General features: G+C 41.8%; 19 protein-coding genes, 1 rRNA gene and 2 pseudogenes. 16 read left to right on the top strand and 6 right to left on the bottom strand.

Annotated elements, in window-relative coordinates; translation table 11 throughout:
- Positions 1-762 precede the first annotated feature (762 nt).
- The 5 genes and pseudogenes from sigI (at position 763) to VZF35_RS11355 (ending at position 7,036) form a co-directional block, all read left to right on the top strand.
- Positions 763-1,479, top strand: a complete 717-nt coding sequence (sigI, locus tag VZF35_RS11375) for an RNA polymerase sigma-I factor (protein WP_407313647.1) — start codon at positions 763-765, stop codon at positions 1,477-1,479.
- Positions 1,472-2,596 (top strand): anti-sigma factor domain-containing protein, encoded by a 1,125-nt coding sequence (locus tag VZF35_RS11370; protein ID WP_407313646.1) that lies wholly within the window; start codon positions 1,472-1,474, stop codon positions 2,594-2,596. The genes sigI and VZF35_RS11370 overlap by 8 nt, the downstream gene beginning before the upstream one ends.
- Before the next feature lie 223 nt (positions 2,597-2,819).
- A complete protein-coding gene (locus VZF35_RS11365) occupies positions 2,820-4,943 on the top strand; it encodes a cell wall-binding repeat-containing protein (protein WP_407313644.1) in 2,124 nt (707 codons plus the stop codon).
- A gap of 506 nt (positions 4,944-5,449) precedes the next feature.
- Positions 5,450-6,393: pseudogene (locus tag VZF35_RS11360) on the top strand (GGDEF domain-containing protein).
- 73 nt (positions 6,394-6,466) lie between these two features.
- Complete coding sequence (locus VZF35_RS11355) at positions 6,467-7,036, top strand: GNAT family N-acetyltransferase (protein ID WP_407313642.1); 570 nt, start codon at positions 6,467-6,469, stop codon at positions 7,034-7,036.
- A gap of 108 nt (positions 7,037-7,144) precedes the next feature.
- Here VZF35_RS11355 and VZF35_RS11350 read toward each other — a convergent pair whose 3' ends face one another.
- Together VZF35_RS11350 and VZF35_RS11345 are read right to left on the bottom strand one after the other, a co-directional pair.
- The gene (locus tag VZF35_RS11350) at positions 7,145-7,462 is read right to left on the bottom strand and encodes an AzlD domain-containing protein (RefSeq protein ID WP_407313641.1); all 318 of its coding nucleotides are present in this window, start codon (positions 7,460-7,462) and stop codon (positions 7,145-7,147) included.
- Positions 7,452-8,177 (bottom strand): AzlC family ABC transporter permease, encoded by a 726-nt coding sequence (locus VZF35_RS11345; protein WP_407313639.1) that lies wholly within the window; start codon positions 8,175-8,177, stop codon positions 7,452-7,454. The genes VZF35_RS11350 and VZF35_RS11345 overlap by 11 nt, the downstream gene beginning before the upstream one ends.
- Before the next feature lie 116 nt (positions 8,178-8,293).
- Here VZF35_RS11345 and VZF35_RS11340 point away from each other — a divergent pair, with 116 nt between their 5' ends.
- The 6 genes from VZF35_RS11340 (at position 8,294) to VZF35_RS11315 (ending at position 13,665) form a co-directional block, all read left to right on the top strand.
- Entirely contained in the window at positions 8,294-9,739 is a 1,446-nt protein-coding gene (locus tag VZF35_RS11340; protein ID WP_407313637.1) for a PLP-dependent aminotransferase family protein, read from the top strand.
- A gap of 154 nt (positions 9,740-9,893) precedes the next feature.
- Positions 9,894-10,355 (top strand): HD domain-containing protein, encoded by a 462-nt coding sequence (locus VZF35_RS11335; RefSeq protein WP_407314583.1) that lies wholly within the window; start codon positions 9,894-9,896, stop codon positions 10,353-10,355.
- Positions 10,356-10,552: 197 nt separating this feature from the next.
- Positions 10,553-10,744, top strand: coding sequence for a ferredoxin (locus VZF35_RS11330; protein WP_407313635.1), 192 nt, complete (start codon positions 10,553-10,555; stop codon positions 10,742-10,744).
- A 258-nt stretch (positions 10,745-11,002) separates the two neighbouring features.
- On the top strand, positions 11,003-12,013 hold the full coding sequence (locus VZF35_RS11325) for a hypothetical protein (protein WP_407313633.1): 1,011 nt from the start codon (positions 11,003-11,005) through the stop codon (positions 12,011-12,013).
- A gap of 278 nt (positions 12,014-12,291) precedes the next feature.
- Positions 12,292-12,768, top strand: coding sequence for a cytochrome c3 family protein (locus VZF35_RS11320; protein WP_407313631.1), 477 nt, complete (start codon positions 12,292-12,294; stop codon positions 12,766-12,768).
- Positions 12,769-12,939: 171 nt separating this feature from the next.
- Positions 12,940-13,665 carry a YkgJ family cysteine cluster protein gene (locus tag VZF35_RS11315; protein WP_407313629.1) on the top strand — a complete coding sequence of 242 codons (726 nt, stop codon included), beginning with the start codon at positions 12,940-12,942 and terminating at the stop codon, positions 13,663-13,665.
- Between the two features lie 12 nt (positions 13,666-13,677).
- Here VZF35_RS11315 and VZF35_RS11310 read toward each other — a convergent pair whose 3' ends face one another.
- Both VZF35_RS11310 and VZF35_RS11305 read right to left on the bottom strand, forming a co-directional pair.
- Positions 13,678-13,803 (bottom strand): hypothetical protein, encoded by a 126-nt coding sequence (locus VZF35_RS11310; RefSeq protein WP_407313627.1) that lies wholly within the window; start codon positions 13,801-13,803, stop codon positions 13,678-13,680.
- 4 nt (positions 13,804-13,807) lie between these two features.
- Positions 13,808-14,572, bottom strand: coding sequence for a LysR substrate-binding domain-containing protein (locus tag VZF35_RS11305; protein WP_407313625.1), 765 nt, complete (start codon positions 14,570-14,572; stop codon positions 13,808-13,810).
- Positions 14,573-14,809: 237 nt separating this feature from the next.
- Between VZF35_RS11305 and VZF35_RS11300 the strand changes: the two genes are divergently transcribed.
- A complete protein-coding gene (locus tag VZF35_RS11300) occupies positions 14,810-15,841 on the top strand; it encodes a YeiH family protein (RefSeq protein ID WP_407313623.1) in 1,032 nt (343 codons plus the stop codon).
- 341 nt (positions 15,842-16,182) lie between these two features.
- Here VZF35_RS11300 and VZF35_RS11295 read toward each other — a convergent pair whose 3' ends face one another.
- The gene (locus VZF35_RS11295) at positions 16,183-17,406 is read right to left on the bottom strand and encodes an NADP-dependent malic enzyme (RefSeq protein ID WP_407313621.1); all 1,224 of its coding nucleotides are present in this window, start codon (positions 17,404-17,406) and stop codon (positions 16,183-16,185) included.
- A gap of 65 nt (positions 17,407-17,471) precedes the next feature.
- Complete coding sequence (locus tag VZF35_RS11290) at positions 17,472-18,356, bottom strand: HpcH/HpaI aldolase/citrate lyase family protein (protein WP_407313619.1); 885 nt, start codon at positions 18,354-18,356, stop codon at positions 17,472-17,474.
- 571 nt (positions 18,357-18,927) lie between these two features.
- Here VZF35_RS11290 and VZF35_RS11285 point away from each other — a divergent pair.
- The 4 genes and pseudogenes from VZF35_RS11285 to VZF35_RS11270 all read left to right on the top strand — a co-directional run.
- Positions 18,928-19,044: pseudogene (locus VZF35_RS11285) on the top strand (4-hydroxy-tetrahydrodipicolinate synthase); the annotation flags it as partial.
- 11 nt (positions 19,045-19,055) lie between these two features.
- Complete coding sequence (locus VZF35_RS11280; protein ID WP_407313617.1) at positions 19,056-19,967, top strand: sugar phosphate isomerase/epimerase family protein; 912 nt, start codon at positions 19,056-19,058, stop codon at positions 19,965-19,967.
- A gap of 369 nt (positions 19,968-20,336) precedes the next feature.
- Complete coding sequence (locus VZF35_RS11275; RefSeq protein ID WP_407313615.1) at positions 20,337-21,221, top strand: LysR family transcriptional regulator; 885 nt, start codon at positions 20,337-20,339, stop codon at positions 21,219-21,221.
- 344 nt (positions 21,222-21,565) lie between these two features.
- Positions 21,566-23,131, top strand: a 16S ribosomal RNA gene (locus VZF35_RS11270).
- The last annotated feature ends 35 nt before the right edge of the window (positions 23,132-23,166 follow it).

The following is a 23,166-nucleotide window of genomic DNA, read 5'->3' as shown; positions in this document are numbered from 1 at the left end:
TACCAGTAGCAATCACTATCACTAAGCAGTCAGGATTTTAAATGAAGAAAGGTGAAAAATAAACATGGGCCATTTCGTTGGAATTGTTATTGTTGTTCTAGCGCTTGCTATAGTTGTAGTGCGGTCAAAAACTACACATTTTGAATGTCCCAATTGTAATCGATCCTTTAAAGTATCAAGTTTGAGATATGTTATTACCCCTCATGCAGGCTTCAGTCGGTATGTAAAATGCCCCTATTGTAATTACAGTGGGATGATGGTTCCCAAGAGTGATAAAAACGAATCTTAATGCTGTCAGAACAGCCTTAATCTTCTGCTAGTGATTAATCTGAATACCAAGCTTTCACGCTTGTGTCGTGCCGTTCAAAAGAAAAAGTAACAAGAGGATAGTCCTTTGTATCCTCTTGTTACTTTTTTTGTATCGACATTTTAGAAGATGGTGATGACATTTTATCATCATCTTTAAGAGGTTCCCATGCAATAATTAAGTAATCGTGACGTTCTAAAAGTAAATTGGTCATTATTACCAAGACTTAAACGACATATTTCTTGCTGTTTTAAAAGGGAATAAAGAATAAAATGTAGAATTATTGAATCTATTGATGTTTATGGATTAATATAAGCCGTTTAGAAATATTTTGGAGTTGTAGAAAATATCTAAGCGTTCATCTGGTTTTATAGTTAAGCCATTTGCAGAGATTAGGGCAGAAGCCCCCTGAAAAATAGAAATCCCATCGTATAATTGGGTAGGAGGAGAAAAGCATGCCGGAATGGGAAAACCAATCAACCTGGCAGCGTTTGAAAGAGGACTCGAAAATCCGCGAGGATTTCTTGGCCAAATCTCAAATGTTTATTTGTCATGTGGCTAGCCAGGCGTGTTTCCGTTTTCTGGAATGGGGCAGAGACGAAGAACTATCAGAGGCCTTAATCGCTTTCAATGAAGCGATAGATTTGTTTATTGTAGAAAAAGGGGTGCCATTTTTAGCTTATGCACGGATTTTGATGAAACGTCGGCTTATTGATTATTATCGTAAACAGCGATTGCAGCAGGCCAGTTCTCTTGACCAAGATGAATTTGGCCGAGAAGTTGAAATACATCTTAGTTTGAATGAATTTAAAGAGAAGGAACAATCCAGCGAACGGGCAGCAGAAATTCAGCAGTTCAACAAAGCTTTAGCAGCCGTTAAACTTACCTTTCAGGACTTAGTTGCAGCTTCGCCAAAACATCGAGATTCCCGAGAGACACTTCTCAGAGCGGCTAGAGAATTGGCGTCTGATAGAGAGCTTTGGACCCATACTGAACGAACTGGAAAAGTTCCTATGCAAGCTTTAGCTTTGAAAACTCAGATTCACCCGAAAGTTTTAGAACGTGGACGAAAGTATATCTTAGCAGTCGCCTTACTTATTGCCAACCAACATGATTATGTTTATTTGAGGGAATATGTACTCTCGCGGGAAAGGAGGGAAGAGGATGAGTAAAATGAAAGCTGTGGTGTTGGAGAAGTCCGGATTACGTTACACTGTCTTGGGAAATGATGGAGCCTTTCGCCATATTTATAGACGGCAGAATGCTGAAGTGGGCGAAGAACTTGAGATTTCTACAGGGAAATTGGGCTTTGCTGAGCTGCGCTTATGGGCAGGGGCTGCTGCACTATTCCTTTTGATTTTAACGGCCATTTTAGGCTGGAACTTATATCAAGCTCCGACTGCAGTCGCTTTATTATCCGTCGATATTAATCCAAGTCTGCAGTTTACGATTGATGAACAAGGGCATTTGCTGAAGCTGCAAACGCAAAATGATGATGCTAAGCGCTTGTTGAGTCAGGTTAATTTAACAGGGAAACCAATTGATGAGGCATTAGGAGAAATTATCACCCAATCTTATAATCAAAAATTTCTCAACTCTGAGCAGCACTGGGTTGTGGTGGGATATTCTCCGATGTCAGATAAAACATCAGGCCAAATGCCTAAAGAACTAAACGATGATCAAATTGCCTTATGGGTTACTGGGGCAGTTCAAAAAAGTGGATTTACCCCAGAGGTAGCAGTTTTCCCTCTGACGTCTGAGGAACGTGAGCTTGCGCAAAAAGGAGATTTGACATTAGGGGAGTATGCGCTTTGGCAGACTGCCCAAAAGGCAGGGGCCGTGACGCAACCTGAGAAATTGAAGGATACTTCAGAACGGACCCGCTTACTTCAAAACCCTCAAGTGCAAGCGCAGATTAGGTCGGAGAAGCGGGGATTAGAGTTTAGTTTGCCTCGAACGCAAGGAACTGTGGAGCAAGATTCCGGATCGGCAGACAAACCAAACAAAGATACAAAAGAAAATACTATGCCTGATGGGTTGCCATCCTCTTCGGCCGAGATCCCGCATAATTCACTGAGTAAACTATTTGAACATCAATCGAGGGATAACGATCAAAAAGAAGAAAAAGACGGAAAGAATCAACAGAATGAAAAGAACAGTGACAACGGAAAGAATGATAAGAATGATATCCCCCATATCAATAAAAGCAAAAGCTCAGAGCCATCAGTTAAGGGGAATAGTGTAAGAGCGAAAGAAACCAGTAGAAAAGTGACTGGGAATAAAAAATAAATATTAGATGTCTTATAATTTTTGATATCTCAATGATTTCTTAAATAACCTATAATAGGTTATTTTGGTGTCTTCCAAGCTTATAAATCTGGTGCAATCATATAAGGATTAGATCAATAAACTCTAAAATTTTTTTGTACCCCCTCTAAAATCCAAAGGTCAACCGTATATCTTTTTAGAATGGTAATTTTGCTATTCGATAAATTTTAGGAGGGAAAAAGTTTTGAAAAAGAAGATTAAATTGACTACGGCGGCTATAACAAGTACTCTGCTCATCTTTACATTGGTCGGAAGCGCACAAGCTAGGCCTCACTTCAATCGGTTCTCAGGAAATGATCGCTTCCAAACGTCCACGGCTATAGCTCAGCAGGAATTCCAGGGACAACAAATGCAAAATGTAGTAATTGCCTCGGCTTATAGTTATCCGGATGCTTTATCTGCAAGCACACTAGCGACAAAACTTAAAGCATCGATTATCCTTGTAGGCTCTGACGTCAATGATTCACAAGACAATCTGAACTTTGTTAAAAGTCATTTGAAAGCTGGAGGAAACGTCACGATTATTGGTGGAGTCGGTATCATCAACCAGAAGGTTGAACAATGGCTACATAAAGCGGGTTATCATGTGACGCGAATAGGTGGTCTGGATCGTTTTGCAACGAACTCCCTCATTGTCAACAACCTTACTGTAAGTCCTGGAACGCCGGTGATCATTGCCAGTGGTAATGAATTCCCGGATGCCCTGGGTGTTGCTTCACTCGCTGCCAGTAAAGGGTGGCCAATTCTCTTGAGTGGATCTAACCAATTACCCGATGCCGTTAAAAATTTTGTTACTAAAGATCAACCTACCAACATCTATATCGTTGGGGGTAAAGTAGTGATGAACGATTCACTTCAAACAGCCCTTCAGAGTCTAGCCCCTAACGCTCAAATACAACGATTTGGTGGTCAGGATCGATTTGAAACCTTGTCTCAAATCCTAACTAAATTTTACCCTAACCCGACGCAGATTTATCTTGCTAATGGTCTTGATTATTCCGATGCACTTTCCGGAAGCACATTGGCTGCTCAAAATAATGCACCGATTTTGTTAATTGACCCAAGATCCAAGCAGTTGCCTCCATCAATTCAAGACTATCTTATCACGATTCGAAACACGGGCAGTAATCCGCAAGTGAATGTACTTGGCGGAGCAGTTGGTGTCCCCGATCGGATAATTGATCTGGTTAACGAGATCTTCGGAGATTCCACGACATCTCCGGGAGTTACTCCTCTTACAGTAAGTAACCCATCGACAGCAGGAATCACAGTAGGATTGAATCCAGCACTGAATGGTTTAACCGTAAGTAACTTCACACTTCTTAATAGTTCGGGATATACCATACCTCTTACCGGCGTGACAACGACCAACGGAGGAGCGACTTATACGATTAGTGCAGCGTTGACAGCAGGTCAGACTTATACTTTAACGGCCAATTATGCCGGTAATACCCTTGGAACCGCTCAAAGCTTTACAATACCCTACAGTACCAATAACGAAACATTGACCGTCAGCAGTCCTTCAACGACGGGAGTTACCGTGGGATTAAGTTCGGCGCTGAATGGTTTAACCGTAAGTAACTTCACACTTCTTAATAGTTCGGGATATACCATACCTCTCACAGGCGTGACAACGACCAACGGAGGATCGACTTACACCATTAGTGCAGCATTGACAGCAGGTCAGACTTACACTTTAACTGCCAATTATGCCGGTTATGCTCTTGGAACCGCTCAAAGCTTTACCATACCGTATAGCCCAAATAACGAAACATTGACGGTCAGCAGCCCTTCAACGACGGGAGTTACCGTGGGTTTGAGCTCAGCGTTGAATGGTTTAACCACAAACAATTTTACACTTCTTAATAGTTCGGGTTATACGATACCTCTTACAGGTGTGACAACGTCCAACGGAGGAGCGGCTTACACCATTAGTGCAGCGTTAACTGCAGGTCAGACTTACACTTTAACTGCCAATTATGCCGGTTATGCTCTTGGAACCGCTCAAAGCTTTACAATACCATACGGTATGAATAATGAAACATTGACGGTCAGCAATCCATCAACGACAGGATTTACCATGGGATTGAGTTCGGCGCTGAATGGTTTAACCACAGACAATTTTACTCTTCTCGATAGTTTGGGAAATCACATCGCTATTACAGGCGTGACTACTTCAGACGGAGGAGCGACTTATACCATTAGTGCAGCGTTGGCTGCAGGTCAAACTTACACCATAACTGCCAATTATGCCGGTTATACTCTAGGAACCCTGAGTCTTATAATTCCAACTGTTTCAGCCAGCTAAGTGTTGACTGAGTGGATGACACGTTACGGAATGACCATTGGAATAGTGTCATCGATAGGTATCGTATTGAGATAATTGACATCAAAAGGAGAAGTCCTCACGGCGGAAACCCGCACGGTTATGGGGCTTCTCCTTTTTCTATAGTATTGAGGCATCAAATGCTTCATAGGATGATTGTACATTAACTGCAAAATTTTTTAAGAATTCGATGGCATAGATATCTTTCAATGCGTCGCTCATAGGCACCTCATGATTGGTTTTGCTTTTAATTGGGTTATTTTCACGGTCTTAGGAGGAATCGGCCGAAGGATGTGGAAGGTTAATTACTAAGCTATGGGGAGGTGTTAAGTGAGACGTAATACTAAGACAATCTGTGGCCTGGTATTCACGGTGATGTCTTGGCTGTTGTCCTAACTGTAATTCCGAAATTACCCCACCAGCTTTAGAAATATTGGCCTTTAAATTACGGAATTATACTAGAGTTCCAAAATAAAAGAGGTTCGAAAATGGAAAACAATCAAACGATGAAATCCCATCAATTTTATAGATATAAGTATATCATTGAAAACATAAAAGATGTCATTTGGGAAATGACGACAGACTTTGTTTTTACGTTTGTAAGTCCAAACGCTAAGGACATGACGGGTTACGAGGCTGAAGAACTAATGAGACGCAAAATGCCTGATTTTCTGGTTGAAGAGTCTAGAAATTATTTCTTCAATCAGTCAATCCCTCGTGTGAAAAAGCGGATAAATGGAGATACAGAAGAAATAATATTGTACGATGTTCAATTTCTTTGCAAGTCCGGATCAATCAAATGGCTTGAAGTATCAGCCAAACCGATGTTCGAAGAAGGAAATTTTATTGGTTATATAGGTACGACTCGAGACATTACGGAAAAGAAAGAATATGAGAGCCAGTTAAAGAAGTATATCGACGAACTAAAGACCATGAATACTAAACTGGAAGAAATGGCTACGTTGGATGTACTGACAGGGGCTTTTAATAGGAGAAAATTTAATGATGATCTAAGTTCAGTGATTAAAGATAAGGAAAAGTACGGTTTTTCCTTTTCCTTGATATTTTTCGATATAGATTATTTCAAAACTATCAATGATCGTTATGGGCATAAAACAGGTGATCTTATTTTACAACGTATTTCTGAATTGGTTTTAATGAACATAAGAACGACAGATCGTTTATTTCGCTGGGGGGAGAAGAGTTTATTATAATTTTATACGGATCAAACTTGGAGAATGCGATAAACGTTGCCGGAAAAATAAGAACTATAATTCAAAACCATGATTTCGGAATTGGTCATAACATAACCATTAGCTTAGGCGTCGGAGAATATAAACCAAACGAAAATACTGACCAAATAATAATAAGGCTGGATAAAGCCTTATTAGAAGCAAAGTCTAAGGGGAGAAACAGGGTTATATCTTGTTGACAAGGAGCTTCTCTCTGTACTCTCTTGCTGGCACGGGGTTAAATCCATCATTCTGTAAGAATAGAGGTTAAATGTGAATAGATTAACAAAAACATTAGAAAATAATACGAACCTATTTCATAACTTGGAAGGTAAGGATATTAGCTTCCAAGCTCTGGAAATGAATGATGTCCAAGAGATACATAACTATGCTTCCGATGAGAATGTTTCACGTTTTATTGGTTGGCAATTAATGAAGACTGTGAATGAAACTCATAGTCATATTGAAGAAATGTTAAAACGCGAGTCGGCAGGTACCCATTTATATGCGTCTATTGTGCTTAAATTAACTCAAGAAGTTATAGGAACAGCCATGATTTTCAATTTTGACCATGAGGCGAACCATGTGGAGATCGGCTATGTTTTCCATAGCAGCCATTGGGGCCAAGGTTATGGCACGGAAGCTGTTGCTTTAATGGCTGAATTCGCATTTGATTCGCTTAACCTCCACAAGCTCCATGCCCAAGTGGTAGAAGCTAATCTTGGCTCTCTGCGTGTACTGGAAAAGAACGGTTTTAAGCTAGAGGGACGATTAAAAGACTACTATTTTATAGATGGTTCATATTATGACAAAATACTATTGGGTAAATTCCGCTCTAAATGAAATTCAATTTTGGCGTCGAACAACATACTATATTGGGCTTAACATACTATAAAAGCGACCGGTGAGGTCGCTTACATTATTGTGAGGTACTTGGCGGGAGTAGCTTTTCTATAATAACTTCAGAATAAACATGATCGACATTCCAAGCCCCAGGGTGGCAATAATATTACGGCTTTTATAGGCCACAAAAGCTGCCGCTATGCCTGCAATCAGATAATGATTGTTTAAGCTAATATCCAAATATCCTTTGGGTAAAAGTAATGATGGTACAATTAAGGCTGTTAATATGGCAACCGGGACGTATTTTAACCACCTGTTTAACCATGTTGGTACCCCGGTAAACCGGAACAAAGCCAGGGCACCAAATCTGGTGAAATATGTAACTACGGACATCCCAATAATGATGTAAAGAACGTCACTGCGCATGTCCTCTATCCCCCTCCAAAAAGCCCCCAACTAAACTCGCTGCAAGGCAAGCGACAATAATATACCACTTGCCAGGTAAATACAGGGCAGCAAATACCGAGATCACTGCAGCCACAGCGAATACAATCAGGCTGATACCGTCTGCCAACAGTGGTATCAGCAATACCAGAAATGTTGCCGGCATAGCAAAATCAAGCCCCCAAGTTAAAGGATCAGAAATATAGCTGCCCAAAACTACCCCTGCCGCAGTAGCCAAAACCCAAACGAGATAAAGTATTGTACTTACGGTCAATTGATAGAGGATACTGTATCTGGCTTTGTGAATTCGACTAATGGTTAGAGCATAAGCTTCGTCGGTCAAAAAAAATGCCAGGAGTGCCTGAAGGGGAAATGGCAGTCTAATCATATAGGGTGCTAAGGATGATCCCATGATCAAGTGGCGCAAGTTTACCAGCAAGGTAGTAAGTATAATAATTCCCCAGCCCGTTATGCCTGCGCCCAGCATGGTAATGCCAATAAACTGTGATGCGCCAGCAAAAACAAAGACCGACATTGAAATAGTTTCTGCACCTGACATTTTGGCTGCGAGCCCCATTATTCCACAGGTGATACCGAAGGGCACTACTCCAAGTACCACCGGAGTACAATCGCAGAGTGCCGTCCATGCTTCTTCTGCTCGTTCATTTTTGCTTGAGAGGAGATTTGATAACTGCATAGTTATTCCACCTACCTTTAATATTTCTTAAATTTTAATGAGTGGAAGAAACATTGTAAATATCCAATATCAAAGATATAATAGAAATTGGATACTAAACGAGGAGAAATACAAAAATGGATATATCCAAATATTTGAATAAAGCGGAATTGAATGTCTCGGATAAGAGGCCTCTTTATCTGCAAATTGCTTTACTTATTGCTGACAAAATCCAAAAGCAAATTCTGCCTTCAGGAATAAAGCTTCCCCCTGAGCGGGAATTAGCTGACCTCTTCGCAGTAAGCCGCACAACTGCAATCAATGCCTATCGAAAATTGGAACAACAGGGATTGGTATGGACAAAAGTGGGCAGCGGGACTTATGTGGCCCAAACACGTGATGTTGAGTCCCAATCTGAAGTTCCCTGGCCTCAATTGTTTACCGTCTATCCACAAAATCCGTTAGCATCGATCTTAAGAGAAATAGTTTCCACTCCTGCGCCAGGTACAATATCGCTAGCTGCTGGTATGCCTGATCCGGCTCTTTATCCTCTGGATACCTTTACCGAGCTGTTTAACCAGAAAATTGGAAGGACACCCCCTGCCGATTTTGGGCATATTCCTATAGAAGGTTATACCCCATTTAGAAAGGCAATTACGGCAATGTTGAGCGAGAAAGGCATATTGGCTTCAACGGAGAACATCCTTGCTCTCTCGGGGTCCCAGCAAGGATTGTATTTGCTCAGCAAAGTCCTGTTGGAGCCCGGTGACTACGTTGTGGTGGAATCACCAACGTTTATTGGTGCTATCCAGGCTTTTCAGTCCGCGGGTGCAAGGATATTAAGCTTCCCCTGCTCAGAAAAATTATCCCTAGAATTGTTGGAGGACTTTCTAATTCGCTATCGACCGAAATTGTTTTATATCATACCTACTTATCAAAATCCGACCGGCAGAGTTTTGCCGCTAAGCGAGCGCCAAGATTTGATAAAACTTGCCAAGCGTCATCGGCTGGTTATAGTAGAAGACGATCCTTATAGTGATTTGTATTATGGTGAACAGCCCCCTCAGTCTCTAAAAGCGTTAGATTCTTACGGAGGTATTGTTTATTTAGGGACTTTCTCGAAAATTCTCTTCCCGGGTTTACGTACAGGTTATCTTGCAGGTCCGCCTGTTTTAATCAACCGACTTGCTCTGGAAAAACAGTTAATTGATCTGCATTCGAATAACATCTCTCAATGGCTTTTGGCGATGTTCCTTAATGAAGGGAATCTTGCTCCACATCTAACCACCGTGCGCAGGGAATATAAAAAGCGTCGGGATACAATGGCTAAAGCTCTCCTGCGCTTATGTGCAAACGATCTTGAATTCACCATACCTGAGGGAGGGTTTTACTTTTGGTGTAAGTTAAAACAGAAAGACTCCCCCAGAGGCTCCTACAGGAAGCTAGGAAACAGCGAGTTTCCTTTGTTCCAGGGGAAGCTTTCTATACAGTGCCCACCTTTGATCATGAGTTTCGTCTTTGTTTTGCGGCTCACAATGAAACAGTTTTGTCTGAAAGTGTGCAGCGCTTGGCTAAAACCTTGACGCAAATAACCAAAAAGAATAAAGAAAATGATGTACCCCCTAGTTCGCTTTGGCCAATTATTTAAGCGATTGATGAATTATGCTTTGGAGCTGGAGGCAAAAGGAGATGTTGTTTGTGAATACAAATAACCTAGTTAAAGATGTAATCTTTAAAATGGTCAAGTATTTTGGAAACGATGTGAGAAGGATTAATCACGCTATGAAAGTTTATAGTTTTGCTAAGACAATAGGAGAACTTGAGACAATTAGTGATGAAAAGTTTCAAGTTCTGGAAGTGGCAGCGATATTACACGATATTGGGATTAAGGAAAGCGAGCGAAAACATAACTCGTCATCGGGAACTTATCAGGAGATTGAAGGCCCTCCAATAGCACGTGAACTCCTATCAGAGTTTAAACTTGGAAGCGAATTTATTGACAGGGTTTGTTATTTGATCGGGAATCATCATACGTACAGCAACATAGACAATATGGATTTTCAAATATTAGTTGAAGCAGATTTACTGGTTAATATTTTTGAAGACAGCTTAAGTGAACAAGCTATAAATCTTCTTAAGGAGAAATATTTTAAGACAAGAAGCGGCAATTCGTTTTTGGAATGTATGTACCAGAATTAATGCTTATCAGAGTTAATACTTTATTCTAGGTAACTTAAATGTGGTTATTAGTGTTTATAAAAATTATTAGAGACGGGAACTTGCGGGCTAAGAAGAGACTGCCTTCTCTATTCTTGGATAGATAAACTATCCAAGACATGTATCTCATGATAAACTATTTATGAAAAAATTTTCAACAAAATTAAGGAGGTTGTATTATGATTGCCGAAGTAGATCAAAATGAGTGTATTGGCTGCGAATCTTGCCCTGCGTTCTGCCCTGAGGTGTTTAGGATGGGGGCCGACGGGTTAGCAGAAGCTTACACAAACCCAGTCCCGAGTGAGTGTGAGGAAGCCGCCAAGGAAGCTGCCCAGGGGTGTCCGGCACACTGCATTACTATCGAAGAATAAATTGATAAGGCCAAGAAAAAAACTCAAAACAAATTCAAGCATGAAATAAGAGATAGCTGATAAAACATCGGCTATCTCTTATTTTTAAGAAATGTTTATAAGAAATCTTGTTTAGCTCAACTGAAATATTCAGCAAACAAGGATCGAAATGAATTATTAAAGCTAATTGAAATGTGATTGCACTCACTACGAAGTTAATGGACGCTTGTTATAATATAAGTACTTGAAAATTCAAAAAGTAGTAAAGAGGTGGAAATTATGTTATCAGGTCAGGCCTTGACTACAGCTATGGGGATTTTACCGCATACAAATTTACAAGATGCGCAGAGGTTGGCACTTAGTCTAGATATTCCTTTTTGGCCCCAATTACCTCACTTCCGATTTAGAGAAGATATGTACGCTCAATTTGCGGAACTTTTTCCAGGTATAATTATTGATGAAGCAAAAAAGAATATAGTTTTCTCCCACCAACGATTTGCCCAGGAATTTGATGAATATCTTGAGAATAGTGCCATTCCAGAATATTTTGCTTTGGCCGAAGAATCTTCTGCTGCTTTTAATGGCTTTTTAGCGAAAAACCTTTCCAAATACCCAATGATTCATGGGCAAATTGTTGGCCCTATCAGCTTCGGGCTTAAAATATGTGATGAAGAACGTAAGCCGATGATTTACGATGATTTTGTGCGGGAGATTTTATACGACTTTCTTCAGCATAAGATAACATGGCAATATAACCAGTTGAAACAAGTTCATCCCAATCCCTTCGTCTGGTTGGATGAACCTGGACTTGAAATGATTTTTAACTCTTTAAGTGCTTATACGTATGAAGTAGCCTTTGTTGAATATGGGGCTTTCCTATCTAAACTCCCAGGCCCCAAAGGGGTTCATCTATGTGGTAATCCTGATTGGTCGTTTCTCTTAAATGCAAAGCTGGATATCCTGTCAGTGGATGCTTTTAGTTGGGGACACATCTTGGTGCGATACGTCGATGAAGTTAAGGAGTTTTTGAACCGAGGGGGAATTATATCCTGGGGAGTCGTTCCTACATTAACGAGTGAATTAACCTCTGAAACTGCCAATTCGCTGACGGATCGTCTGCTTAAATTGTGGGAATTTCTCAACCAACATGGGTTGGATGACGATCTGTTATATGATCATTCATGGTTAGCTCCCTCCCGTTGCTGTCTAATTAATGGAGATGGAACTGCGAGCGTAGACCATTCCTATGCCTTATTACGAGAGATTTCAGAAAATCTAAGAAAGCGTTAAATCAGGAAGGGGCTGTGCTAAAGCTTTATTTATGTTGCTTTCACATCCCCATGGTTGCTTCAATAACAACAAGCCGTCCTCACTTTACTTTGATAGTGAAAGGAGGACGTTTTTTAGTTGTTGTAACAACTTAGAATTTTGGAAACTGAGTTTTCCCACAACCTCTTTTAACATATAAAATCTGAATGTTTGTTGGATAATTTTTAGATCGATCTGGTTAATAGCAATATACAAATTTGCACACACTATGTTTTGAAGTATCAACTGAGGTGAAGTAAATGTGGAAAAAAATCATTTTAGGAGTCGGAATTACGCTAATATGTTTATATGCTCTGTTTGAAATCGGCTATTATGCGACATCTGATCCTTTCTTTTGCGCCTCATGTCATGAGGTTAAAAAATATACAACATCTTGGCAGAGCTCGGCGCATAAAAGTATTAATTGCTTAGAGTGTCATCAGCCTAGGGGGGAATTAGGAAAATTTCAAGCTAAGGCAAGAGGCTTGAATTATGTATTTCAACATTTAACGGGTGATTATACGGTACCAACCCGTGCAGTTATATCTGACCGAAATTGTATTGAATGTCATTTAGACGATAACTCTGCATTCCCGAAAACCATTAAATTAAAAAATACAATAAAAGTGAATCATTATCAGACCATTAAGAAATCCCAATCTTGTATTGACTGCCACAGGGATACTGGTCATGCAGTGGATATCTATTTAAGTCCTGACTTAAATGGTATTAAATAACTTTGTTATCGTGTAGGTTACCTATAAGTTTGGTAGCCTATTTTCTTTTCAATATTATGAGGTACCATTGGCGCTGAACCCCCTAAATGAACGGGGTATCATAACCTAAACTTAATCAACTATCTTATCCCCCGGAGAAGCTTTATAATAATAATGAAAGGGGGCAAATTTATGGATCATCGACGTTTAGTTCTAAATGAAGACAGTGAGTTTAATTTCCATTGCCATGACGGGCTGGATTGCTTTAAAAAGTGCTGCCGAGATATCAATATTTTCCTCACTCCTTATGATGTACTTCGGATGAAAAATTTCTTGAGCCTTTCTTCAGGAGAATTTCTGGAGAAGTATACTCTTAAGGTACAAGTTCCTCAAACCGGGTTGTCCGTTGTGCAAATCAAGATGTCCAAGGAGGATAATCTGAAATGTCCCTTCATCACACCGAAAGGATGCCGAGTTTACCAGGAGCGGCCCTGGTCCTGTCGGATTGCGCCGGTGGACATGCTGGGCAGGGGAAAGTATTCTTTTGTTTTTGAGAGCTCCCGCTGCCACGGGCTAAATGAAACAAAGACACAAACCGTAAAAGAATGGGTTCAAGATCAGGGGTTAGAGATCTACGAAGAAATGGAACAAGGATTTAATCAGATACCTAATCATTTAAAACTTACCGGTGACCAAGAAACGGATGAAAGGATTGCTAAGCTGTCCTTTAGTGCCTGCTATGATTTGGATAAATTCAGAAACTTTTTAATGACTAATCCTGCTTTGTTTGTTGAAATGGATTTAGATAAAGAGATCCTAGAACAAATCAGTCACGATGATGTTCAATTAATGAAATTTAGTTTCAAGTTGCTCTCTTTAGGTTCCGATCGGCTAAAAAATTTGCCAATGATAGGTTGAATCCCTTGAAGTTTATAATTCAAACAATCGTAATTTCTCCAGAAATTCCTCAACTGCTTTAGAGTTTGCCGGTTCTTTACTGTGCAGAATGCTCAAGCGGCGGGAAAGCTGGAGTTTTTCTTTTGTCTTAATAGGCACGGTTTTAATGACTTTGGCTGCTATTTCTTTGTGGACGACGAGCCGAGAAACAATAGTGATTTCCTAGGCCATTGATCACTGCTTCTTTAACTCCTTCGTTGCTGCTAAAGACAAAGGAACGGTTAACTTTCACTTGCAGCGATTTTAGGAGATCGTCGCTAAAGGAACGTGTCCCTGAACCGGATTCTCTTAAAATCCAAACTTGATCTTGAAGATCTTGTGCTGAAACTTTGCTGAGCCTACTTAAAGGATGGTCAATAGGAACGATTAAGAGCATATCGTCCTGCATGAAAGGTTCCGCTTCGATATCAGGAAGGGTCACTTGCCCTTCGACAATTCCGATGTCTAAGTAATTTTGATGAAGCATCTGAGTTATTTCTTCCGTGTTTGCGATGGTCACCGATATATCGACATTCGGATAATTCACCGAAACTTCTGCCAAAAAACGGGGCAGGACGTATTCGCCGATGGTAAAGCTTGCGCCGATTTTCAAAGCCCCTGTGACGATGTGTCGGAGATCATTAATTTCACTTTTGGCCTGATCGTAATGGGCAAGGATTTCTTTGGCATGTCGGAATAGGGCTTCTCCGGCAGGGGTGAGGCTGAGCCGTCTGGACGAACGATGCAAAAGCTTGGCTCCAAATTCATTCTCTAGGTTGCGAACGTAGAGACTGACGCTTGGCTGAGATAAAAAGAGTTCTTCAGCGGCACGAGAAAAACTGTTTTGTTCAATAACCGTAACGAAGACCTTAAGTGGTTCTGTAATCAAGCAATTTACCTCCTTAATCGTGAAAAGCGATGCCCGTAGTTCAAGGGAAGTTTTTAATGTATTAAATAAGCAAATGTTTAAGATAAGATATCTAGATTGTAAGTGTAAATCCCAACCTTTATATTTAGGTCAGAAACCTGAAAACAAAGCAGCCAGTGAGGCACTCGTTCCGGAACAATGGGTGAAGTGAAAAATTCAGGGAATTTTGTCTGGAATAGAAAGGGTTGAAGTTAGAAAATGTCTCATGCCAGAGAAGTGTTGGCCGGGATTCCGATGCCAGTTTCACAAAAATCGAATACTTTAAAATTTTATGGAGGTATTTTGTTTACTTTAGCCATTGCGGCGGCCGGGACGGTGGCCTCTAATCTGCCGGTCCTGGACCGGATAGGGGCTATGCTCACTTCGATTCTCATTGCGGTCTTGTACCGGAACTTTTTCGGTTATCCGGAAAGTATTCGTACAGGAATACAATTTTCTGCACATCGGGTCCTGCGTTTTGCCATTATCCTTTATGGCTTTAAACTTAATATTGATGTCGTTCTGAAACAAGGGGGCTGGCTTCTGGTCCATGATGTATTAAGTATTTTTATCGGAATCAGTATAACGATACTTTTCGCCAAACTTTTTAAAGGAGAGAAGATGCTTTCCCTTCTTCTGGGGATAGGTACAGGCGTGTGCGGTGCCGCTGCTATCGCTGCTGTTTCTCCGATTGTCAATGCAGATGATGAAGATACGGCGCTCGGAGCAGGTATCATCGCTTTGATAGGCACTGTTTTCGCCATCGGTTACGCCCTAATCCGGCCTGTTCTGCCAATTACCCCGGTTCAATTTGGCATTTGGAGCGGAATCAGTCTGCATGAGATAGGTCATGTTGCTGCTGCTGCGGCTACGGCAGGCCCCAACGCTCTGGAAAATGGCCTGTTGGCTAAACTGGGCCGAGTTTTTCTGCTCATTCCGCTCAGTATGATTCTTTCTTTTTGGACGCGGCGCAAGAATACTCAGGAGGTTGCGAAAAGAGCACCTTTCCCATGGATTTTAATTGGTTTTCTCGCTATGAGTATTATCGGTACGTATTGTAATATTCCCAAGAATATCGTATCCGATATTTCCAATGTTATTGGTCCTTTCTTATTGGCAGCTGGCATGGTTGGCCTGGGTCTCCATGTTCACTTATCCCATCTGCGCAGCCGAGCTTTACAGCCAGTTTTAGCGATGCTTATCGCATCTATTGTTCTTTCAGTGTTCTCTTACGTGACACTTTGGTTTTAAGTTAAAAATCATAGAATCACATCTTTCTTAGTTTTAGCTTAGCAAACTATTAAGGATACAAAAATATAGATACATTATGTAATATATTAGAAATTACTATAGTTTTTATATCTCACTCAAGAAGTTCGATTCACAGGGAAAAACTTAATTGAGGCAGGTATGTCTGAATCACTTGAAAAAGCTGAATAGCAAATTAGGGGCAGTAACAAATGTTAATAATTGTTACTGTCCCATTCTTGTAAAAATGTTGTAGGGGAAAATTATATGCAACTGAATTTGTATTTTATATAAAGGTCAAATTACAGAGGGAAACGTAAACTGTTTTAGATCATATTCTATGGTTAAGCAAGCAAGTTGCGTAAATTTTGAGCTACATATACTGGGTCGACTTTCTTGTTGGCAACACCGCTGTCCATGGCTGCTTTTGCGACAGCCGCCGCTACCTCAGGGGCAACTCTGTTGTCAAAAGCTTTGGGAATTATATACTCTGCAGAGAGTTCTGAAGCGCTGACGATCGATGCAATAGCTTCAGCCGCAGCAATTTTCATGGCTCCGTTGATTTCCTTAGCCTGGCAGTCAAACGCGCCACGGAAAATACCCGGGAAGGCAAGAATATTATTGATTTGATTTGGAAAGTCGGAACGCCCGGTTCCCACCACAGCTGCTCCCGCTTTTATTGCCTCTTCCGGCCAAATTTCCGGAACAGGGTTAGCTTGGGCAAAAACGATGGGCTTTTTAGCCATTGATTGGACCATCTCCGGAGTGACGGTATTTCCTACGGAGATCCCGATAAATACGTCGGCACCTTTCAAAGCATCGGCAAGACTACCTTTGACCATAGCACGATTTGTCTTCCGGGCAATCTCCTCTTTGTATTTATTCATCCCTTCTGTGCGTCCCTCATAAATTGTCCCTTTAGTATCACACATGATCACGTTTTGAAGACCGCAGTCCATTAATAGTTTGACGATAGCCATGCCGGCTGCCCCAGCACCGCTTGTAACAATTGAGACATCTTTCAAGTTTTTATTAACTACTTTCAAAGCGTTCAATATAGCAGCTAAGGTTACGACCGCCGTACCGTGTTGGTCATCGTGGAAGACAGGTCCGTCATAAATTTCTTTCAGTTTTTCTTCAATCTCAAAACACTCGGGTGCCTTGATATCTTCCAGGTTGATGCCGCCAAAAGTAGGTTCCAGTAACTTAGCTAATTCCACTATTTTATCAATATCTTTTGTATTCACACAGATTGGAAATGAATCAACGCCGGCAAAATGTTTGAATAGGAGGGATTTGCCTTCCATCACAGGCATAGCAGCGCGTGGGCCAATGTCACCAAGCCCAAGAACGGCTGTTCCGTTTGATATCACAGCCACAGTATTAGCTCTATTAGTGTATACATTGACCAACTCGGGCTCTTTGGCAATCTCCATACAGGGTTCTGCAACACCTGGAGAATAGGCGAGACTTAAATCATTATGATCACGGCAGGGAACTTTGACAGCGATCTCAATCTTTCCTTGATGGTTGGCATGGAGTTTTAGGGCATCATCTCTTAATGACATAATAGCACCGTCCTTTTAGTTGATTTAATAGTAAAGGCTAGAGAATTGAGGTAATAAGCATCCTTTTATTTCCTCAGTTTTGTGTCAATTTCGCTTTGAGCTTTGAGTATATCAACTGCATTAAGGTACACTGGAGTATCAACCATCTTGTTATTGAATGAAATGGCGGCTTTTCCTTTGGCAATAGCTTCTTCTTCGAAGACTTTTACGATGTCTTTGGCCCATTCTACGTCCAATGGGTTTGGGGAATACAGACGGTTCGAGGCTTCGACCAAATTGGGGTGAACAATCATACGGCCTTTGTAGCCCATCTGACGGCCTTCAGCTACGTTACGTTCGAAGCCGGTAATATCCAGGTAGGAGAGGAATGGCGCGTCAATCGCGAGTATGCGGGCGGCTTTGGCTGCTATCGCCAAATATCCCCGGGCAAACTGCTGCTCCACTGCCTCGGAGGTTAGCTTAACTTGCATATCGCGAGTGTAATCAACAGCACCAAAGATGGCAGCGACAACACGAGGGCTGGCCGCACAAGACTCAAAAGCATTGACGATGCCCAGGGCAGTTTCAACAAGCAAACAGATTTTAATGCTGCCAATTTCCAGGCCGCGATTGCGTTCAAGTTCTTCTAATCTCCAGTCAAGGCGTTGCACGTCGGCAGCACACCCGACTTTGGTAAGGTTAATCCCTTTAAGTCCTTCATAAACAACAGCTTCCAGATCGTCATTCGTCATATTAGTTTCCCAGCTATTGACCCGTACCCAAGCCTCTGAACCGGTTGAACCACAAAAATTAATATTTTCACAAACCATTTGTCGAGCTTTTTCTTTTTCTGCAGGCGGAACTAAATCTTCAAGATCCAAAACAATAACATCAGCATGAAATGTCATGGCTTCTTCCAGGGCTTTCCTATCGTTACCCGGAACAAAAAGCATTGATCTCATAATAGTCATGGTCATTTCCCCTTTATTTTTAAAAATATCACAAGCGCTTGTTTCACCTTCATTGTAGATATCCCTTAAGGATAAGTAAAATACCGGTTAAGAATACAGTGTATTTAGGCACTAAATAAATGATCGGCATAGCATCGCTATAAGATAGCCTCAGTTCGTTTCAAGAAAAATTTTATGTTGTTTATTCTTTAGGTAAATACAGCATATTCAAAACCGATATTTTACTATTCTTTGGAAGATCTTTATTATCAAGATAGAACAATCAAGGAGATTAGGTAACCTTATCACCCCAACGCCGACGATGTTTGGATAGTGGTTGAGGGAAAAGGGCGAATATCTTGTGGGTGAAGAACAATCATTCCCTATGGAAGCCCGCGTGGTTATACCTAGCCTCAAGGGTGAATTGTACGGATCCGGAATACCGGAGATCAACATCTGGTCGTTATTGCAGTGTCATCTCTCGTACCTGTTGACACAGTATTCGACGATTAAAGATAACGTCGTGCTGCAGCGGATCTTATGAGAGATGCCAGTGTTCGAGTAAATTGGCAGAGGAGAAAGGATGAGAAAAATGTCTTTCGGAAGAGTCTTAACAGCCATGGCAACTCCCATGAATGAAGCGTTAGATATAGATTATCAAGAAGCCGGACGTTTGGCTCAATATTTGATTGCCCTTGGATCTGATGGGGGGCGTTTTTCATGAATGAACCCATGCGAAAGTATATGAAAGTAGGATTGGTCCATTTTATGGCATATCCCAGCACAGAGCATGGACAGGGACCGATCTTGGAGACATTAAAGAAAATTGCCTCGGATGACTACTTTGAAGTTGTCGAAATGACCTGGATAAAAGACCCGGAAATTAGAAACAAGGCTAAAAATATCATTAAAACATCGCACTTGGAATTTGCCTATGCCGGTATGCCTAGACTCTTGACCACCAAGCAGAATATTAACAGCCTCAATGAACAAGAGCGCCTTCAGGCGCTGGCTAACTTGAAAGAAGGAATCGACGAGGCTTATGAGATGGGAGCTCTGGATTTTGCCTTTCTAAGCGGCAAATATCCTGAGGATAAAAAAGAAGAAGCGTACCAGGCGCTGGTCAAATCAACGAAAGAGTTGTGTGCCTACGCGAAGTCAAGAGGAACTATGAAAGTGGCCCTGGAAGTTTTTGACTATGACATCGACAAATGTTCAATCATCGGGCCGGTCAATTTAGTGAAGAGATATGCTGAAGAGATTTGTAAGGACTTTGATAATTTCGGCATAATGGCAGACTTAAGCCATCTGCCGCAGCTGCGTGAAACGGCGGAAGAATCCCTTATTCCCATCAGAGATCACATCATCCATGCCCACGTAGGCAATGCCGTTGTCAAGGATAAGTCTTCCCCCGCCTACGGAGATGCTCATCCAAGATTTGGTTTCCCAGGAAGCGAGAATGACGTTGATGAAGTTATTGCCTATCTTCGAGTACTCTTGTCCATAGGTTATCTAAACAAGGAAAATCGACCTGTCGTCAGCCTTGAGGTTAAACCTGCCGGTGATGATGCCCCAGACTTGATTATAGCGAATGCCAAAAGAGTACTGAATCTGGCATGGGATAAGGTATGAAACCAAGAAGTACCAAGAAATACCAAGGGTCTAATTTGCCATGATGCCTGAGGTTTAAGTCCGAAAATCCGGATAGCTTTTGCTGTCAGGGAATTACTAGAAACAAAATAAAAACTGCTTTCAAGTTTTAGCTTGGAAGTAGTTTTTTTATTAAGCAAATTATCAGGGCCACTTTGTGGAGTTTCGATAGTTTCAAAGTTATGAAAACAAATAATTAAAATTAATACGGCGATACGGCATTAGTTTTTGTAGTTTAGTCTTGGACTGCCAATTAGGTTTCATCTATATCACTCTACCCATCTAAGGTAAGGTTAATGTGATATAATTTTAAATAAAGAGAGTCCTTCGAATTGAAAGGTGGCGAACTAAGTGGAAATAAGACATTTAGAATATTTTATGGAAGTTTCACGCCACAAAAGTTTTAGTAAAGCCGCTGAGGTTACCCATACCTCTCAACCTTCTATTAGTAAGGCAATTAAGGATTTAGAGATCGAATTGGGAAAAACCCTGTTTTATCGAAGTACCAAATATGTTGAATTAACAGACGCAGGAGAAATCATACTTGAGCAAGCTCAACAAATAGTAGCATCTTTTAGAAATATCAACGCTAAATTAGAAGGGCTTACGAAACTACAAACGGGGAAAATTCATATTGGATTACCACCAATAACTGCAGTTACTACTTTCTCACACTTGCTCAGCGCCTTTAAGAATGAGTATCCTAAAATCCAAATTCAACTATTTGAGTTTGGCCCTAAAAAGATAGAAGCATCTCTTCAAGAAGGATTACTGGATATCGGTATATTCACTCCTGAGGACAGCAATCTTTTCGAATGGATTTGGTTCGAACAAGATCCGCTCAGTGTAATTATGCACCCGGAGCATCGATTAGCTCAATGCAGCAGCATTAAGTATGAAGATTTTTATGGCGAACAACTAATTTTATTTAATAGCGATTATAAACTTCATGATATTATTATAGAGGGTTGCAAAAGAGCTGGAGTAAATCCGGAAATTGCTTTCGAGACTTCGCAACGAGAGTTGATGACTCAAATGGTGGCAGCTAAGCTCGGTTTAGCCCTATTGCCGAGCAAAATTTGTAAGGAGCTTAATCCTCAAACTATTGTTTCCCGTCCATTTTCCGATTCTCAATTATGTTTGCAGTTAGCATTAGCATGGAAAAGAGGTCGTTATCTTCCCCACGCAGCCCAAGAATTCTTGGACTTCTTAAAAAATAACTATTTTACAATTTAATTTTTAAAAAACTGTTGACAATAACAGCTAAAGGATGTATTCTAACAGAGCGCCAAAACGACGCACTAAGGTTTAAATAGTTAGGGGTTAAAACTTCTGGACTTTTAAATCAAAGCAATTCAAATTAGTTATTGACAACGCAAGTTGAAAATGCTAAGATGAAATTCCGGCCGAAAAGCCGTGGTCTTTGGTCATCTCACGCCATCCGTGGCTCCGGTGACACCCAGACCATCCATGGTCTTTGAAAACTAAACAACAAGGACAGCCAATGAGAGGAACTCGCAAGAGTTTCACAAAGAATCAAGAGCAAGATATCAACTTCAAACAAAGAAGTAGAGATAACTTTTTTGGAGAGTTTGATCCTGGCTCAGGACGAACGCTGGCGGCGTGCCTAACACATGCAAGTCGAACGGAGAATTCAATAAGCTTGCTTAGAGAATTTTTAGTGGCGGACGGGTGAGTAACGCGTGGGTAACCTACCCAACAAACCGGGACAACCCTTGGAAACGAGGGCTAATACCGGATACGCTTAAGCTTTGGCATCAAAGCGTAAGGAAAGATGGCCTCTGAAGATGCTATCGATGATGGATGGACCCGCGTCTGATTAGCTAGTTGGTGGGGTAAAGGCCTACCAAGGCGACGATCAGTAGCCGGCCTGAGAGGGTGAACGGCCACACTGGGACTGAGACACGGCCCAGACTCCTACGGGAGGCAGCAGTGGGGAATCTTCCGCAATGGACGAAAGTCTGACGGAGCAACGCCGCGTGTATGATGAAGGTCTTCGGATTGTAAAGTACTGTCTTTAGGGAAGAACGGTCTTCTTGAAAATATTGAGGGGACATGACGGTACCTAAGGAGGAAGCCCCGGCTAACTACGTGCCAGCAGCCGCGGTAATACGTAGGGGGCGAGCGTTGTCCGGAATTATTGGGCGTAAAGGGCGCGTAGGCGGGTATTTAAGTCCGGTGTGAAAGATCAGGGCTCAACCCTGAGAGTGCATCGGAAACTGGGTATCTTGAGGACAGGAGAGGAAAGTGGAATTCCACGTGTAGCGGTGAAATGCGTAGATATGTGGAGGAACACCAGTGGCGAAGGCGACTTTCTGGACTGTAACTGACGCTGAGGCGCGAAAGCGTGGGGAGCAAACAGGATTAGATACCCTGGTAGTCCACGCCGTAAACGATGAGTGCTAGGTGTAGAGGGTATCGACCCCTTCTGTGCCGGAGTTAACACAATAAGCACTCCGCCTGGGGAGTACGGCCGCAAGGTTGAAACTCAAAGGAATTGACGGGGGCCCGCACAAGCGGTGGAGCATGTGGTTTAATTCGACGCAACGCGAAGAACCTTACCAGGGCTTGACATCCTCTGAATCTCTTGGAAACAAGGGAGTGCCCTTCGGGGAGCAGAGAGACAGGTGGTGCATGGTTGTCGTCAGCTCGTGTCGTGAGATGTTGGGTTAAGTCCCGCAACGAGCGCAACCCCTGTATTTAGTTGCTAACAAGTAAGGTTGAGCACTCTAGATAGACTGCCGGTGATAAACCGGAGGAAGGTGGGGATGACGTCAAATCATCATGCCCCTTATGTCCTGGGCTACACACGTGCTACAATGGCCAGTACAGACGGAAGCGAAGCTGTGAAGTGGAGCCAATCCGAGAAAGCTGGTCTCAGTTCGGATTGCAGGCTGCAACTCGCCTGCATGAAGTCGGAATCGCTAGTAATCGCAGGTCAGCATACTGCGGTGAATACGTTCCCGGGCCTTGTACACACCGCCCGTCACACCACGAAAGTCTGCAACACCCGAAGCCGGTGAGGTAACCCGCAAGGGAGCTAGCCGTCGAAGGTGGGGCCGATGATTGGGGTGAAGTCGTAACAAGGTAGCCGTATCGGAAGGTGCGGCTGGATCACCTCCTTTCTAAGGAGCACGGTTTAGAGCTTAGGCTTTAAACG

It is taken from the genome of Desulfosporosinus paludis (genome assembly GCF_045689965.1).
GTDB classification, from domain to species: Bacteria; Bacillota; Desulfitobacteriia; order Desulfitobacteriales; family Desulfitobacteriaceae; genus Desulfosporosinus; species Desulfosporosinus paludis.
Note: the sequence above shows the minus strand (reverse complement) of the source record. Positions and strands in the feature narration are given on the sequence as shown.

Bases quoted from the DNA above. Each gene is read 5' to 3' on its own strand.
- sigI (WP_407313647.1), top strand. From the start codon at position 763: ATGCCGGAATGGGAAAACCAATCAACCTGGCAGCGTTTGAAAGAGGAC.
- VZF35_RS11370 (WP_407313646.1), top strand. From the start codon at position 1,472: ATGAGTAAAATGAAAGCTGTGGTGTTGGAGAAGTCCGGATTACGTTAC.
- VZF35_RS11350 (WP_407313641.1), bottom strand. From the start codon at position 7,462: ATGCGCAGTGACGTTCTTTACATCATTATTGGGATGTCCGTAGTTACA.
- VZF35_RS11345 (WP_407313639.1), bottom strand. From the start codon at position 8,177: ATGCAGTTATCAAATCTCCTCTCAAGCAAAAATGAACGAGCAGAAGAA.
- VZF35_RS11340 (WP_407313637.1), top strand. From the start codon at position 8,294: ATGGATATATCCAAATATTTGAATAAAGCGGAATTGAATGTCTCGGAT.
- VZF35_RS11335 (WP_407314583.1), top strand. From the start codon at position 9,894: ATGGTCAAGTATTTTGGAAACGATGTGAGAAGGATTAATCACGCTATG.
- VZF35_RS11330 (WP_407313635.1), top strand. From the start codon at position 10,553: ATGATTGCCGAAGTAGATCAAAATGAGTGTATTGGCTGCGAATCTTGC.
- VZF35_RS11325 (WP_407313633.1), top strand. From the start codon at position 11,003: ATGTTATCAGGTCAGGCCTTGACTACAGCTATGGGGATTTTACCGCAT.
- VZF35_RS11320 (WP_407313631.1), top strand. From the start codon at position 12,292: ATGTGGAAAAAAATCATTTTAGGAGTCGGAATTACGCTAATATGTTTA.
- VZF35_RS11315 (WP_407313629.1), top strand. From the start codon at position 12,940: ATGGATCATCGACGTTTAGTTCTAAATGAAGACAGTGAGTTTAATTTC.
- VZF35_RS11300 (WP_407313623.1), top strand. From the start codon at position 14,810: ATGTCTCATGCCAGAGAAGTGTTGGCCGGGATTCCGATGCCAGTTTCA.
- VZF35_RS11295 (WP_407313621.1), bottom strand. From the start codon at position 17,406: ATGTCATTAAGAGATGATGCCCTAAAACTCCATGCCAACCATCAAGGA.
- VZF35_RS11290 (WP_407313619.1), bottom strand. From the start codon at position 18,356: ATGACTATTATGAGATCAATGCTTTTTGTTCCGGGTAACGATAGGAAA.
- VZF35_RS11280 (WP_407313617.1), top strand. From the start codon at position 19,056: ATGAATGAACCCATGCGAAAGTATATGAAAGTAGGATTGGTCCATTTT.